The following is a 15,153-nucleotide window of genomic DNA, read 5'->3' on the forward strand; positions in this document are numbered from 1 at the left end:
TCTCCTGTCGCGGTGTTGACGACAGTTATCCGTGTGATCGACTATCACGTACAGAAGATTCTGTGTATTACGTCACATTGCAGTGATTTCAAGCTTAGACCAAGCGTGACGTTTCCTTGGCTGCACGTACAAAATCGCGGAACAACGGGTGTGGATCAAAAGGTTTGGATTTCAGCTCGGGGTGATACTGCACACCGATAAACCAAGGGTGATCCGACCATTCAACGATCTCGGGCAGGCGACCATCCGGTGACATGCCTGAGAAGTTCAAGCCTGCCTTTTCCAGTTTGTCGCGGTATTTGATGTCGACTTCATACCGGTGCCGGTGGCGTTCTTCGATATTTGTGCCGCCGTAAACCTCGTTCACTTTCGAGCCATCGGCCAGAACGGCGTCGTAAGCACCCAGACGCATGGTGCCGCCCTTATCATCGCCTACTTTGCGTTCGACTTTGTGATTGCCCTGCACCCATTCCTTTAGGTGATAGACAACCGGCTCGAACCGTTTCTTTCCTGCTTCGTGGTCAAATTCTTCCGAACCGGCTTCTTTAATTCCGGCCACGTTGCGCGCAGCTTCGATGACGGCCATCTGCATGCCCAGACAAATGCCCAGATATGGCACTTTATGTTCGCGTGCATATTGCGCGGCTTTGATCTTACCTTCGGTGCCACGTTCGCCAAACCCGCCAGGGACAAGGATCGCATGGAACCCTTCCAGATGTGGCGCGGCGTCTTCGGTGTCGAACACTTCGGCATCGACCCACTCGACCTTCACGCGGACCCGGTTGGCCATTCCGCCATGGGTCAGGGCCTCGGCAATCGATTTATAAGCGTCTTCCAACTGCGTGTATTTGCCAACGATGGCCACCTTCACCTGACCTTCGGCATTGTGGATACGGTCGCTGACATCTTCCCATTTGGTCAGATCGGGTTTAGGCGCAGGGCTGATCTGGAACGCGTCCAGAACGGCTTGATCCAGACCTTCACGGTGATAGGCCAGCGGGGCATCGTAGATGGTGCTCAGGTCCTGAGCCGCGATCACACTGTCAGCGCGGACGTTGCAGAACAGGGCCAGCTTTTCGCGCTCTTTCGTCGGGATTGGACCTTCAGAACGGCAGACCAAAATATCGGGGGCCAGACCGATAGACCGCAGCTCTTTCACTGAGTGCTGGGTCGGTTTGGTTTTCAACTCGCCCGAGGCTTTGATGTAGGGCAGCAGCGTCAGGTGCATGAACAGGCATTGACCACGCGGCTTATCCTGGCTGAACTGGCGGATCGCTTCGAAAAAGGGCAGGCCCTCGATGTCGCCCACGGTGCCGCCGATTTCACATAGCATGAAATCAACTTCATCCTCACCGATTGCGATGAAATCCTTAATTTCGTTGGTGACGTGCGGGATCACCTGAATGGTCTTGCCGAGATAATCGCCGCGGCGTTCTTTTTCCAACACGTTGGAATAAATCCGGCCCGAACTGACCGAGTCGGTCTTGCGCGCCGCGACGCCGGTGAAACGCTCGTAATGACCAAGGTCCAGATCGGTCTCGGCCCCGTCATCTGTGACGAAAACCTCACCATGTTCAAACGGAGACATCGTGCCCGGATCGACGTTCAGATAAGGGTCCAGCTTGCGCAAGCGCACCGAGTACCCCCGGGCCTGCAACAAGGCGCCCAGAGCCGCCGAAGCCAGTCCTTTACCCAAGGACGAAACCACACCACCAGTGATGAAAATAAAACGCGCCATGTTTTTCGGCTGCTCCCGTGAGACGTCATTATCAGCTGCCCGGCGGCTTGAAAAAACCGCTGCACCACGGGACTTCACGTATAAAGGATTCGCGCACGCAGCGCAAGAGAACCGCAAGATGCTGTTGCAGCTCTCTGTCAGATTTCTAGGTTTTGTGGCTTAGTCGGCTTGCGGGATCAGCGGCGCATTGTCACCCTGCGTGGGTGGCAGCAGATCATCCGCCGACGGAACCGCCGGAGTGCTTTCTTCGGTCGATGCCGGTGCCGGAACGCCCAAACGATCGATAACCGAGCTGCCCGAGGATTTTTGCGCAGCTAGAATCGTCAGGGTGATCGAGGTCACGATAAAGCACGCGGCCAACACCCAAGTGACTTTGCCCAATGCGGTCGCTGCTGACCGGCCCGCCATGGCACCACCGCCACCGCCGCCCATGCCAAGGCCACCGCCTTCGGACCGCTGCATCAGAACAACGGCAATCAGGCCCAGGGCCAGGAGGAGATGGATGATGAGAACGACGTTTTCCATGGTGTTCCTGTGCGGCGTAGCGTGTATCGCGTGGTACTTATGCAAGTTTGAAGCTGGGGGCAAGTGACGAGTTGGCATCACAAGACGTGATATCTGATATCACGGTAAAGGGACTGGACAGCCAAATGATCAGTGACGCAAGTTGTGGCCATGCCACATGATGATCACGACCACCCGCACGCCCTATTGCCGCCCCAACCTGCGCTTCGAGTCAAAGCGCTGGAAACGATTCTGACCCGCAAGGGATTGATCGATCCGGCGGCGCTGGATGAGATTATCGACACATATCAAAACAAGATCGGCCCGAAGAACGGGGCACGAGTCGTTGCCAAAGCTTGGGCTGACCCGGAGTTCAAGCAGGCTCTGCTGCAGGACGCGACCGCCGTTGTTGCGGATCTGGGGTATTACGGTCGGCAAGGCGAACACATGGTGGTGGTCGAGAATACGCCTGAACAGCACAACATGGTCGTCTGCACCTTGTGCAGTTGTTATCCTTGGCCGTTGCTGGGCATCCCGCCGGGGTGGTATAAATCTGACGCCTATCGCGCGCGTGCGGTTCGGGAACCTCGCAAGGTCTTGTCCGAATTCGGTGTCAGTTTGCCCAAAGACGCTTCTGTGCGAGTATGGGATTCTACGGCCGAGATTAGGTACCTCGTCTTGCCAATGCGCCCAGGTCGAACCGAAGGATTAAGCGAGGATGAACTGGCAGCTCTGGTAACCCGCGACAGTATGATAGGCACAGGATTACCCAGGGTGCGTTCATGACCCGGGTTCATGACATGGGTGGACGGTTCGGTGACTGGGCAATCCGCCCCGAATCTGAAGACGACCCGGTCTTCGCCGAAAATTGGCACGCGCGGGCACTGGCCGTGACACTGGCCTCGGGATTCTTGGGGCAATGGAACATTGACGTGTCGCGCCATGCTCGGGAATGTTTGTCACCCAAGGACTACGCTCGGTTTTCTTACTATGAAAAGTGGATATCAGGCCTGGCCGACCTGTTGGTCGAAAACGACGTTCTGACTCTGGATGATCTGCGAGATGCAAGTGAGGGTGACCACCCTTTGGCGGCGCGAATGTTGAAGGCCGAAGCTGTTGCAGGTGCTCTGGCCAAGGGCGGCCCGGCAGATCGCGCTTCGAACACTCCAATCAAATTCGAGATCGGCGAGAGCGTCCGCACAGTGCGCCCAACCGCAAATCGTTTTGTTGATGGGGGCCACACCCGATTGCCGGGCTACGCCTCAGGCGCAAAGGGGCGTGTTCTCAAGTTACATGGAACCCATGTTCTGCCGGACTCAAACGCGCACGGGTTGGGTGAAGCGCCCGAGCCGCTCTACGCTGTCGTGTTCCCTGCATCCGAACTCTGGGCAAACCCGGAACACCCGAAGGACGAAGTTGTGCTGGATCTATGGCAAAGCTACCTGGAACCGCTATGACGGATTGCATTGTGCATTGCGCCCCCGAACCAGTGTTTGCGGAACCCTGGCATGCACAGGTCTTTGCAGTGACGGTGGCGCTGAACGAAGCTGGGCGGTTCGCTTGGCCCGACTGGGCGGTACGATTCTCGGACACTCTAAAGCGTCATGGATTGAACAGGGATCTGGATGGTGGTGACGACTACTTCCACGCTTGGCTCGAAACGCTTGAAGATTTGTTGGCAGACCAAGGCGAAGCCGCGCCGGAAGATGTTATGCGCCTGCAAAGCGCTTGGGAAAATGCCTACCTGACGACACCTCACGGTCAGCCCGTTCGAATATCCCCCACTTAGAAGTGGGCGCTGCCGCCGCCGGAGGCATCGCACGCAGAGCGATTGTGGACTGCGTCGAATTACCGGTTTCCCTGCCGCTTGCGCCCCGCTATATGAGCCGAGTTTGATAACTCAGCGCAAAAGGACCGGATATGGCCAATGTGGTTGTTGTCGGCGCCCAGTGGGGTGACGAAGGAAAAGGCAAGATCGTCGACTGGCTCAGCGAGCGGGCAGACGTGATCGCGCGTTTTCAAGGCGGGCATAACGCCGGTCATACACTGGTCATCGATGGTGAAGTCTACAAGCTGAATGCTCTGCCTTCAGGTGTTGTGCGCGGCGGTAAGCTGAGCGTGATCGGCAACGGGGTTGTTCTGGACCCTTGGCATCTGGTGGGAGAGATTGCTTCGATCCGAAAGCAAGGCGTCGAGATTACGCCCGAAACGCTAATGATTGCCGAGAATACGCCATTGATTCTACCCATTCATGGTGAGTTGGACCGCGCGCGCGAGGAAGCGGCGAGCAAAGGGACGAAAATCGGCACCACAGGTCGCGGGATCGGACCTGCCTATGAAGACAAGGTTGGTCGTCGATCTGTGCGTGTTGCCGATCTTGCTGATGAGGCGACACTTGAGGCGCGTGTAGACCGGGCGCTGCAACACCATGATCCGCTCCGCAAAGGATTGGGTATTGAGGCCGTTGATAGGGATGCGCTGGTTGCTCAGCTGAAAGAAATTGCGCCGCAGATCCTTCCGTTTGCTGCACCCGTTTGGAAAGTTCTGAATGAAAAGCGCAAGGCTGGTAAGCGTATCTTGTTTGAGGGCGCTCAGGGCGCGTTGTTGGATATCGACTTTGGAACTTATCCGTTTGTGACGTCGTCGAATGTGATTGCCGGGCAAGCGGCAACCGGGGTTGGCATTGGTCCGGGCTCCGTGGACTTTGTTCTGGGTATTGTGAAAGCTTACACTACGCGTGTAGGTGAGGGCCCGTTCCCGACTGAGCTGGACGATGATGACGGCTTGCGCCTTGGAACCCGTGGGCATGAATTTGGCACGGTCACTGGCCGCAAGCGCCGGTGTGGTTGGTTTGACGCATGCCTCGTGCGTCAGACCTGCGCCACCAGCGGTGTGAATGGTATTTCGCTGACCAAGTTAGATGTTCTGGATGGCTTCGAGACGCTGAAGATCTGCACCGGTTATGAACTTGATGGTGAACGTCTGGGTTACCTGCCGACTGCCGCAGACCAACAGGCGCGTTGCAAACCCATCTACGAAGAAGTGCCGGGTTGGAGCGAATCCACTGAAGGCGCGCGCAGTTGGGCGGACCTGCCGGCAAATGCGATCAAATATGTGCGCCGGGTCGAGGAATTGATCGAGTGCCCGGTCGCACTTTTGTCAACCAGCCCGGAACGGGACGACACCATCCTGGTGACCGACCCATTTGCCGACTGATGAGTGGCGAGGACAAACCCGGCCTCAGCTATAAAGCGCGTCGCCGCTGGTCGCTGGTGGTTCTTTTGGTTGGGCTGCCGCTGTATATTGTGGCGGTGGTGACGGTCTTGAACTGGCTGGATCGTCCACCGATCTGGTTGGAATTGCTGGTTTATATCGTTCTGGGCATCTTGTGGGCGTTGCCATTCAAGTTCGTGTTTCGGGGCGTCGGCAAAGAAGATCCAGATCAGTCCTGAAGCGCTCTCAGACCGTTGCCTGGAACCAGTTTGCATGAGACGCTTCTATAGCGGCGGTGCCTTGGCGTGTTGAACTCGGGAGGTTTGTTCATGAACAGGCCTGATTTGAACATGATAGCACTTGTCGTGTCGGGATTGCTTGCCGGTACCGCACAGGCCAGCGATTGGGAGTACACGGTAGCCTCGTAAGTGTGGGGCCCGGATTTTCGTACATCGCTTGATATCGGGCGGAATCCTCCGGTTGATGGCAGTACATCCATTTTCAACATACTAAACAGCGCCTTTCTGATCGCTGGTGAGGCCAGAAACGGGCGTTGGGCCGTCGGCGGCGAGTTCAACTATCTCAACCTTGGCGACGATGTGAACATCGGGCCATTTAATGACATCGCAAACTGGGTATTGGACGGCACAATGACCTCGTTGGTTTTGGGCTATTCGGTGTTTGACGATGGCCAATCCCGAGTCGAAGCATTCGGCGGGCTAAGGCATTGGGATCTGGACCTGTCGACGACCGTCGCAGGATTTACTGCCAGCACTGATGAGAGTTGGACCGACCCCTTGATCGGCGCTTGATATAGCAGGGCGATCAATTCGCATTGGGGTGTCTCGGCCATGGGTAATGTTGGGGGTTTTGATGTTGGGTCAGATTTTCAGTGGGAGGCGGTGGTTCAAGCCAGTTGGAAATGGACCGACCGTATCGACGTTGCAGGTGGGTATCGACATCTGAGCGTGGATTTCGAAGAGGGCGGCAACGTAATTGATCTGATTCTGACCGGCCCGTATGTCGCGCTGGCATTCAATTTCCAAGCTTAATCAATTCTCTATTATTTATTTGGCCAACTCAGAACCGCACGTGCAAAGGCGTGGTATTCACCAGTCAGTTCCTCGGCCATACTAAATGGAGTGGGCCACGGCGTGGTCAGCGTCGCCGCAACCTGGCCAGGCAAAAGAGTAAGGTCAGCTTGGTGACGTGATGCCAATCGCCTCATCTTTTGATTTGTCGCAAGGCAGAGCATGTGGACTTCGCGAATCCCTCTGTTTTGAGCTGCCGTTAGCAGCCGAGACAACAAGGCGTCACCTATGCCCTGGTCTTGCCAGGGGCTTTCCACCGAAAATGCGGCTTCGGCAATGTGACCATTGCCGTCAGGCTGTAGATACAATTCTGCCAATCCGCGCAGGCAAGTATCCGGGAAAGCGCCAAACACCAATGCTGCGGTGCCAAACATGTCTGATATGTAGGTTTGTAACCGTTGTGGGCGAACAGGTACGCCGAAACGAGATGTCAGGGCCTCGCTGTCCAGATTACTAAAATGTGTAATCACCTGAGCCTTATCGTATTTACGCAAACGTCGGATTGCGATGTCATGCATGGCGCGGCCTCTGTCTGAGCGGGATATCTTGGCAAAAAAGGAACCTGGGTTCACTGTAACACAATTCTGCGCTGCAGCATAACGTGGTCAATTGATCGCATGAGTGGCAATTCGCGCATCTCTTGGTGTCGACAGAGCTATGCAAAAAGCAAAGGGCCGAGAGAAACTCCCGGCCCTTTTAGTTCAATTTCCATGAGTGTCAGCCCGCGGCGCGGGCATCGTCTGGGCGAAACCCAATCAGGTGCGACGCCGCAAAACGACCGCCACCCGCTTTTTGGATTTTACCGTCGCGCAACAATTGTCCAAAAGAACGTAAGCTTTCTTCACGATCAAATTCATCTTGCTTGAACGACCGTACTTTGTTCATCAGCTGCGGGCGCGAAAACTGCTCCTGTCCTTCAATGAAGGACAAGTATGCTGCGGCCGCTTCAAGAAGATCGGGCAGGGATTGTGCCTCTTGTTCGCGGGCGAATTGGGCAAAACCACCCTCTTCGGGGCCAGCGTCTTCCAACTGAGTACTTACGCGGCGCGGCGAAACCGGGCCAGCGTCTTCCGTCTCGTCATCGACACGCTGTTCTGCAACAAGTTTAAGAGGTGCAGCGCTATCGTAGTCGGGCCGCGCGCTGGTCGTATTCGTGTCCGGACGGCGGGGGCTGACCACGGACGCCAGATCGCCGCGGTAGTCCTGATCCAGTGATTTCTGTCCAGCGTCACCTTCGACCTTGCGCGCGGCTTCGGTTGCGGCAACCGCCGTGCGTAGGTGCGAGTAGGTTTCGCGTTTGTTGTTATTGGCCGGGTCTTCCATCTGTGTTCCGGCTTCTTCCATCAGGCGAAAAACATCCTGGTCCGGATCGGTCTTCTCGGCCAGCTTGATGCCTGACGGATCCGAAAGCTTTGATTCGACTTCCGAAATCTCATCTAGCAGGTCAGCCTCATCTTCGGCGGTGATGACACCTTCGGTGGTTTGACCCGGCGCGTCCTCAATCGACGCGCCTTCCGGCTGGCTAACAACTTCCTCATCGCTCAGGATGTTGAGCATGCCGTCATCTTCCAATTCGACCTCCGACGTTTCGTCGAGATCAGAAAAGAGAATTTCGTCAGTTTGAGGATCGTTTTTCTGCGCCGTCTCGGTCACTGGCTGGGGGTCATCCATTGAAAACGGGCTTTTAACGTTTGCCGGCTGTAAATCTTCTGAACTCAGCGCGCCCGCCTCGAACGCGGCGGTAAGTGCGTCTGCTGGGGCTTCTTTGCTTTTTAGCAACGAGGTGTCTTCGTCTTCGACATAGCCCTGTGGGTTTGCATCCGAATGTGAAACGACGGCGCGGATGCGTTGCAACTTGGATGCTATACTATCAGCAGGCGCAGCTGCTGCGCCAACGGGCCTGTCTGTCTTGGCAACATCAGGCTCTGTCTGTGCTTCGGGGGCAGGCGTTTCAATCATGTTCAGCGAGGCGGCTTGCGAGGTCTGTTCTTCGGGTGCAGTTGCAGTTGAGGGCGCAGCAGCTTCTGTTGCGCGCAGCAACAGACCGGCTTCGCTATGACTGGCCTCGATGTGTTGGGAGGGATTGCGCTGAGCGATGCGGTTTAGCATTTCTGCATCTGGCTGCGGCGGCTCAGATCCGAAATACCGGTCATCCGCAGCGAGTTCGCGGAAGTAGTCGGCAATGGCTTTCAGAGTTTCGAAGGAATTGTCAAATCCTTCTAATGTGCAGGAAAAGGTTCCATAAGAAACGGTCAACACTTTGTTATTCTGTACCATCAGACACATGTCCTCTACAAACTACGAGCCAACTTGCCCGGGTCCGGGCACACCTGTTGGCTTAAAACTTTTTGTATGAACCTATCATTTTGTGGTCTCAATGTGTCCAAATCCGGAAAAAATGGTCAATCTTAGAAAAAATGGGACAATTATACGGTCAAATGGCCCCATTGGGCTCTTTGGAGGCGGGCAGATTGGGCCAGATGACCTGAATCTGGTGCTGAATCGCGTCACCACCGTCGTCGCGGCGGATGGTGGAGCAGCGGTTTTGGTAGATTCGGGGCGATTGCCGGATGCTGTCATCGGCGATTTTGATTCGTTAGAGAGCACAATCAAAGACAGAATCCCTGACGACCGCTTGTTTCCCATACGGGAACAAGACAGCACGGATTTTGACAAGGCCTTGCGCAGTGTGCAGGCACCCTTGGTTCTGGGCGCTGGGTTTTTAGGCAGGCGTCTGGATCACCAACTAGCGGTGCTCAATACTCTGGTCACCTATCAGGACCGAGCATGTGTTTTGTTTGGCGAACACGAAGTAGTCTTTCATGCGCCGCCTAAGATTTCGCTTGCAATAGCGCCCGGAGACATAGTGTCTCTGTTTCCACTTGCTCGGGTAACTGGCCGCAGCAATGGGTTGGAGTGGCCCATCGAGGATTTGATTTTTGAACCGAACGGGCAAGTGGGCACGTCCAATCGCGCCTTGTCAGAGGTCGAGCTGCACATGGATGGACCGGGCTTGCTGGTTATGGTCCCGCGCAACGCGCTGGATCAGGTCATGCAGGCGTTTCTGTCGGGGCAGACCGGGCTGTGGCCCGCTCGCGCAGGATGACGTAAAGCCCAGCAAGGATCGTGATGAAAATCCCAAGCGCGGCAAGACCGTCAGGCAGATCTTTGAAGATCATCCAACCAATCAGGGTCGCAACCGGGATTTCCAAATACTGCATCGGGGCCAAAGTGGCCGAGGGCGCGTAGCGCAGCGACCAGGTCATCAACAGATGCGCCACGGTGCCCAGGATACCGATGCCCAGCAATAGCCAATGGGAGTTGCCAGTCGGTACGATCACCGAGATCTCCCAGATGTCGGCACTCGTTCCGATCAAAAGCACTGGCAGTAATAGTATCGTCGCAAACACTCCAGACACGGCCTGCAACGAAACCGGATCGGTTTCTTTTGCGATCTGCCGTGTGACCAGCATGAAAAGCGCAAAAACCACGGCGACGATCAGGGGTAGCAAGGCAGGCGCACCGACTTCTGCGAAGCTGGGTTGAATAACCAGCAATGTGCCTGCAAATCCAACGATACAGGCGATCAAACGTCGGGCGCCAACCTCTTCGCCCAGCACGTATTTCCCCAACAGCAGCATGATAAATGGCATCACAAATGCGATCGCGACGGCATCTGCAAGCGGCAGGAACTTCAAGGCACTGAACATTGCTGTAATCCCAACGATATGCAGCACAGTGCGGATCATTGTCAGTCGTAGAATGCGTCCGCGCATTCGCCAGGGGCGGCCGGTGGCGGCAATCAACGGAATCAGGATCAGCGCCTGAATCGCAAAACGCACCATCACTAACAGACCCAATGGCGTGGTTTCCCCCAACAGCTTCGCCGTCGCGTCGCCAAGCGGCGCGAGCACACAAAAACCAAGCATCAGAACGATGCCAAAGACGGGGCGATCCTGGGTCATGCCCGGCACGCTAGGTCAAGCTGTGCCGGAGGGGAAGGGCTAAACGCTCGTTCAGCAGTTGGGAATGTTCACCGCGAGACCACCGAGTGAAGTCTCTTTATACTTCTCATGCATATCCTGCCCGGTCTGGCGCATGGTTTCGATCACCGCATCCAAAGGCACGAAATGTTGACCATCGCCACGCAATGCTAGTGACGCCGCCGAGACGGCCTTGATCGCGCCAAGCCCGTTGCGTTCGATGCAAGGCACTTGAACAAGACCTGCTACTGGATCACATGTCATGCCAAGGTGATGTTCCAACGCGATCTCGGCAGCATTTTCCACTTGTTCCGGGGTTCCACCCATTACTGCGCACAGACCCGCAGCGGCCATGGCAGACGCGCTGCCAACTTCGGCCTGGCAACCAGCCTCGGCCCCCGAGATCGAGGCGTTGTATTTCACCAGCCCTCCAATCGCGGCTGCGGTCAGAAGGAAGTCTTCGATATGGCTTTCTGATGCGCCCGGGACATGATCCAAGTAATAACGCAGAACAGCAGGCAACACGCCCGCCGCGCCATTAGTCGGGGCTGTCACGACCTGACCACCGGCTGCGTTTTCTTCATTCACGGCCATGGCGTAAACACTCATCCAGTCGTTGATGGTGTGCGGCGCTGTCAGGTTCATACCGCGCTCGGCCATCAAGGCATCGTAGATACCCTTTGCGCGGCGGCGCACGCTCAGACCCCCGGGCAGAATACCATCCGTGGACAGTCCACGTTCGATGCAGTCATTCATCACTTGCCACAAGCGGGCCGACCCTTTGGCAAAACTGTTGGCGCACCCACGCGCGATTTCATTTTCGCGCTTCATATGGGCGATGCTTTTGCCACTGGAATTGGACATCTCCAACATCTCGGCGGCAGACTTGAAGGGAAACGGAACCGGTGCGCCTTCGTCGGTTGCTTTGCCTGCGGCTAGTTCTTCTTCGGTCATCACAAAGCCGCCACCGATCGAGTAATACACTTGGCGCAGGATGACGTCGCCTTGTGCGTCCGTCGCCATCAGGATCATGCCATTGGCGTGACCCGGCAGGGTGTTTTCATAATCAAAGAGAAGATCGGCCTTGGGATCGAATTTGAGGGTTGGCAAACCGTCGGGCGTAACGGAGTGGGTCTCGGAGATCGCCGCCAATGCGGCCTCGGCTTTGGCGTTGTCGTAGGTGTCCGGAACAAACCCTGCCAGCCCCAGGATGGTCGCCCGATCTGTGGCATGGCCGACACCAGTAAAGGCCAGCGAGCCGTGTAGCGACCCGCGAAGTCCCGCAAATTCAAATGGCGAGGCGCGCATCATGTCAAGAAACCGGGCAGCGGCAACCATCGGTCCCATTGTGTGCGACGAGGATGGGCCAATGCCCACTTTGAACATATCAAAGACAGAGAGGAACATGTCAGATAGCTGAGCCTTCAGGAGGAGTGGCGTGAGTGGGAGATGTGAAAGGTGTGACCCCAAGACCCTCGGCCGCAATGGCTGCACGCGTCGCAGGGCGGGTTTCAAGCTGCATCAGAATTTTCTGTAGATACGGCGTGTCGGGCAGCTGATACCAGCTGCGATCTATTCGGGCAGGATACAGCGCCATCCACCGCATCATACAGGCCAGATAATAGGTCAGGATCGATGGGTGATCGGCGTGCAGCCATTCGGGCGATTGTTTTGCCACCGTATCTAGTGCGTTCAGGTGTCGACGCAGGCGAGGGCACATTCCGGCGCGCAGTTCCGCTGCCTTTGCAGATTCAATGTACTGGTCCGCGTAAAACAGGATACGCAGATCTGAATGCAGCGTGTTTGACGCAAAGAACAGCCATTTCAAGAAATCACCGCGGTTAGGGCTGGCTGAGGAGGGCGCGAGCTCACCATGGGTGTCTGCCAGCCACAACAGAATCGCGGCTGTCTCAAATATCGGGCCTTGCGATGTCTCAAGAACAGGAATCAACCCGTTCGGGTTTAGCGCCCGGTAGGCCACGCTTTCTTGCTCGTTCCGGCTGCGATCGACCAGCACAGTTTCATAGGGCAGGTCCATTTCTTCCAACACCAGTCGGATCACCAGCGAGGCGTTGTCAGGAGCATAGTGGAGGCGATACTGCGTCGTCATTCTGTCTACTTATAGCGCTACGTGGAAACAGGAAGACTTGATTGCGACGTTTCCGATAGGAAACGCGTATTTTTGCGACATGATTGGTAAGCGCTTATGCGATTTCGGGCTCGCAGTCGTTTGACGCATTCCGTATAAGATCGACAGAAAAACAAAGGATAGCTGCCATGACCGGAGAACTGTCGCCCATCGATATGGCAAAATACGTTGCAGCGCGCCGTGCAGCCGACATGGTTGAAGACGGAATGCGTGTCGGTTTGGGCACCGGGTCCACCGCCGCCTGGCTGGTACGCCGTTTGGGCGAAAGGGTTCAGGGTGAAAACCTGCGGATCATGGGTGTTCCGACATCGACCCGGACCGCTCAGCTGGCCCGCGAGGTTGGTATCGAGGTGGTCTCGCTGGATCAGGCCGGGTGGCTGGATCTGACCATCGACGGAGCAGACGAGTTTGACGGCGATCTGAACCTGATCAAGGGCGGCGGTGGTGCGCATTTGCAGGAAAAAATCGTGGCCACTGCCAGTGACCAGATGATCGTGATTGCGGATGCGGGAAAAGAGGTCGAAACACTGGGTGCTTTCCCGCTACCGGTCGAGGTGATCCCGTTTGGTTGGCAAACTACGCGAACGCTGATCGAAGAAGCGCTGGACACAATGGACGTGCTTGGCACTTCGGCTGCACTGCGCATGAATGGTGAGGCGCTGTTTGTGACGGATGAGGGGAACCATATTCTTGATCTGCATCTGCAACGCATTGGCAACGCGCGGCAAATGGCCTTGGTGCTGAATCAGGTGCCGGGCGTGGTCGAGAATGGCTTGTTCATCGACATTTGCGACAAGGTCGTCATCGGGCATGGGGATGGTCGGGTCGAATTACGCGACATCAACGAGGGCACAATCGAGCTGGACCAATTGATCGAAGGGGCCGGCGAAAACTTGTTCTCCGATTTGTCGGATTGAGCCATTTGATGTGTCGCGGCGCAAATCTTGTAAGAAAAGCAGCTATTTCCTCTCCAAAGGGGTTGGCAGGCGTTTTTCTGCGCCCAGATATCCAGAGAATTCTTGCAAGTTGAACGAAGGAACCAGGCATGAGCTTTGACTATGATCTATTCGTCATCGGTGGTGGCTCGGGTGGGGTACGCGCGGCGCGGGTCGCGGCTGGCGAAACCGGCGCCAAAGTGGCGTTGGCTGAAGAGGATCGTTATGGCGGAACCTGTGTCATTCGGGGCTGTGTTCCGAAAAAGCTGATGGTTTTTGCCAGCGAATTTGCTGACACCGTGGGTGACGCACAAGCTTATGGTTGGGACATTCAACCCGGTGCTTTCAATTGGGAAACGTTCCGCGGCAAACTGCATGCAGAACTGGATCGGTTGGAAGGTATCTATCGCAGTATCCTGAAGAACAACGGCGTCGAAAGCTTTGATCAGCGTGCCCATTTGGTGGACGCACACACAGTCGAGCTGGCCGATGGATTGCGCAAGACCGCCAAGCACATTCTGGTGGCCACAGGCGGTCGTCCGGTTGTGCCTGCGTTTCCAGGATCAGAGCTGGCGATTACGTCGAATGAAATCTTCCATCTGGAAAAGCTGCCCGAGACAATGTTGATTGTCGGCGGCGGGTACATTGCTTGCGAATTTGCAGGGATCATGAACGGGCTTGGGGTCAAGACGACACAGTTTTATCGCGGCGCGCAAATTCTGCGCGGCTTCGATGACGAGGCGCGTGGGTTGATCAGCGAAGAAATGTGCCAGAACGGGATCGATGTTCACCTGGGCACAAACGTGCTTGAGATGAAGAAGCAGGGCGACAAGATCTGGGTCAAGGCGACCAACGGGTCTGAACAACTGTTTGACACGGTTATGTACGCGACGGGCCGCGCGCCGAACGCCGATGATCTGGGGCTTGAAGCTCTGGGTGTTGAGAGGGGGCGTAAAGGCGAGGTTGTCGTTGATGATTACAGCCAGACGGCCGTTCCCTCGATCTTCGCCATTGGCGATGTCACCGACAGGGTCAATCTGACGCCGGTTGCGATCCGCGAGGGGATGGCTTTTGTCGAAACCGTGTTTAAGGGCAACCCTACACCGGTCGATCACGAGCTTATCCCAACAGCGATCTTTACCCAGCCGGAAATGGGCACGGTTGGCCTGAGCGAGGAAGAGGCCGCCGAACAGGAACCGATCGAGGTGTATGCCACCTCGTTCAAACCGATGCAGAAAGCGTTTGCTGGTGGAACCCAGCGTGTTTTGATGAAACTGATTGTCAGCCAGGCGACACGAAAGGTGCTAGGCTGTCACATCGTCGCGCCGGGCGCAGGTGAGATGATTCAGTTGGCAGGTATTGCGGTAAAGATGGGCGCAACCAAGGAAGACTTTGACCGTACAGTCGCGGTTCACCCGGTGATGGCCGAGGAATTGGTGACAATGCGGCAACCTGTGCGCACTGCTTGATTTGCAAGTACGCGCACACAAGTTACAAGGGACCCCGTGATCACACGGGCCTAAGCGAAGGAATTGAAAAA

Annotated in this window: 17 protein-coding genes; 10 read left to right on the top strand and 7 right to left on the bottom strand. The window is 56.1% G+C overall.

The annotated features are described in order from the left end of the window. Nucleotides 1-94: 94 nt before the first annotated feature. Both Q1B13_RS05640 and secG read right to left on the bottom strand, forming a co-directional pair. Entirely contained in the window at nt 95-1,738 is a 1,644-nt protein-coding gene (locus Q1B13_RS05640; protein ID WP_299078213.1) for a CTP synthase, read from the bottom strand. A gap of 159 nt (nt 1,739-1,897) precedes the next feature. After that, complete coding sequence (gene secG, locus Q1B13_RS05645) at nt 1,898-2,263, bottom strand: preprotein translocase subunit SecG (protein ID WP_120635078.1); 366 nt, start codon at nt 2,261-2,263, stop codon at nt 1,898-1,900. Nucleotides 2,264-2,413: 150 nt separating this feature from the next. On the opposite strand from secG, the gene nthA reads away from it, so the two are divergent. The 7 genes from nthA to Q1B13_RS05680 all read left to right on the top strand — a co-directional run bounded on the left by nthA (nt 2,414) and on the right by Q1B13_RS05680 (nt 6,507). Beyond that, nucleotides 2,414-3,028, top strand: a complete 615-nt coding sequence (nthA, locus tag Q1B13_RS05650; RefSeq protein ID WP_299078216.1) for a nitrile hydratase subunit alpha — start codon at nt 2,414-2,416, stop codon at nt 3,026-3,028. Continuing rightward, nucleotides 3,025-3,699: a nitrile hydratase subunit beta gene (nthB, locus tag Q1B13_RS05655; protein WP_299078219.1), complete on the top strand. Its 675-nt coding sequence runs from the start codon at nt 3,025-3,027 to the stop codon at nt 3,697-3,699. The genes nthA and nthB overlap by 4 nt, the downstream gene beginning before the upstream one ends. After that, the gene (locus tag Q1B13_RS05660; RefSeq protein ID WP_299078222.1) at nt 3,696-4,031 is read left to right on the top strand and encodes a nitrile hydratase accessory protein; all 336 of its coding nucleotides are present in this window, start codon (nt 3,696-3,698) and stop codon (nt 4,029-4,031) included. The genes nthB and Q1B13_RS05660 overlap by 4 nt, the downstream gene beginning before the upstream one ends. Nucleotides 4,032-4,162: 131 nt before the next feature. Then, nucleotides 4,163-5,458, top strand: coding sequence for an adenylosuccinate synthase (locus Q1B13_RS05665; RefSeq protein ID WP_299078225.1), 1,296 nt, complete (start codon nt 4,163-4,165; stop codon nt 5,456-5,458). Then, nucleotides 5,458-5,694 (top strand): DUF2842 domain-containing protein, encoded by a 237-nt coding sequence (locus Q1B13_RS05670; protein WP_298932648.1) that lies wholly within the window; start codon nt 5,458-5,460, stop codon nt 5,692-5,694. The genes Q1B13_RS05665 and Q1B13_RS05670 overlap by 1 nt, the downstream gene beginning before the upstream one ends. A 189-nt stretch (nt 5,695-5,883) precedes the next feature. Then, on the top strand, nt 5,884-6,267 hold the full coding sequence (locus tag Q1B13_RS05675) for a hypothetical protein (RefSeq protein WP_299078228.1): 384 nt from the start codon (nt 5,884-5,886) through the stop codon (nt 6,265-6,267). A gap of 39 nt (nt 6,268-6,306) precedes the next feature. Then, entirely contained in the window at nt 6,307-6,507 is a 201-nt protein-coding gene (locus tag Q1B13_RS05680) for a hypothetical protein (RefSeq protein WP_299078231.1), read from the top strand. An 11-nt stretch (nt 6,508-6,518) separates the two neighbouring features. Here Q1B13_RS05680 and Q1B13_RS05685 read toward each other — a convergent pair whose 3' ends face one another. Both Q1B13_RS05685 and Q1B13_RS05690 read right to left on the bottom strand, forming a co-directional pair. After that, nucleotides 6,519-7,064, bottom strand: coding sequence for a GNAT family N-acetyltransferase (locus tag Q1B13_RS05685; RefSeq protein WP_299078234.1), 546 nt, complete (start codon nt 7,062-7,064; stop codon nt 6,519-6,521). A gap of 199 nt (nt 7,065-7,263) precedes the next feature. Further along, nucleotides 7,264-8,823 (bottom strand): hypothetical protein, encoded by a 1,560-nt coding sequence (locus Q1B13_RS05690; protein ID WP_299078237.1) that lies wholly within the window; start codon nt 8,821-8,823, stop codon nt 7,264-7,266. 121 nt (nt 8,824-8,944) lie between these two features. Between Q1B13_RS05690 and Q1B13_RS05695 the strand changes: the two genes are divergently transcribed. Continuing rightward, nucleotides 8,945-9,652 carry a thiamine diphosphokinase gene (locus Q1B13_RS05695; protein ID WP_299078240.1) on the top strand — a complete coding sequence of 236 codons (708 nt, stop codon included), beginning with the start codon at nt 8,945-8,947 and terminating at the stop codon, nt 9,650-9,652. Here Q1B13_RS05695 and Q1B13_RS05700 read toward each other — a convergent pair. Genes Q1B13_RS05700 through Q1B13_RS05710 form a run of 3 tightly spaced genes read right to left on the bottom strand, consistent with a single transcriptional unit; the run spans nt 9,597 to nt 12,639 of the window. Next, nucleotides 9,597-10,511 carry a DMT family transporter gene (locus Q1B13_RS05700; protein ID WP_298932637.1) on the bottom strand — a complete coding sequence of 305 codons (915 nt, stop codon included), beginning with the start codon at nt 10,509-10,511 and terminating at the stop codon, nt 9,597-9,599. The two genes, Q1B13_RS05695 and Q1B13_RS05700, sit on opposite strands and share 56 nt — an antisense overlap. A gap of 51 nt (nt 10,512-10,562) precedes the next feature. Next, nucleotides 10,563-11,936 carry an L-serine ammonia-lyase gene (locus tag Q1B13_RS05705; RefSeq protein WP_299078242.1) on the bottom strand — a complete coding sequence of 458 codons (1,374 nt, stop codon included), beginning with the start codon at nt 11,934-11,936 and terminating at the stop codon, nt 10,563-10,565. 1 nt (nt 11,937) lies between these two features. Continuing rightward, nucleotides 11,938-12,639: a glutathione S-transferase family protein gene (locus Q1B13_RS05710; protein WP_299078245.1), complete on the bottom strand. Its 702-nt coding sequence runs from the start codon at nt 12,637-12,639 to the stop codon at nt 11,938-11,940. A gap of 167 nt (nt 12,640-12,806) precedes the next feature. Here Q1B13_RS05710 and rpiA point away from each other — a divergent pair, with 167 nt between their 5' ends. Then, entirely contained in the window at nt 12,807-13,595 is a 789-nt protein-coding gene (gene rpiA, locus Q1B13_RS05715; protein ID WP_299078247.1) for a ribose-5-phosphate isomerase RpiA, read from the top strand. Nucleotides 13,596-13,723: 128 nt separating this feature from the next. Continuing rightward, nucleotides 13,724-15,082, top strand: coding sequence for a glutathione-disulfide reductase (gene gor, locus Q1B13_RS05720; protein ID WP_299078250.1), 1,359 nt, complete (start codon nt 13,724-13,726; stop codon nt 15,080-15,082). Nucleotides 15,083-15,153: the final 71 nt, after the last annotated feature.

This window comes from uncultured Ruegeria sp., from assembly GCF_947489545.1.
Taxonomy (GTDB): domain Bacteria; phylum Pseudomonadota; class Alphaproteobacteria; order Rhodobacterales; family Rhodobacteraceae; genus Ruegeria.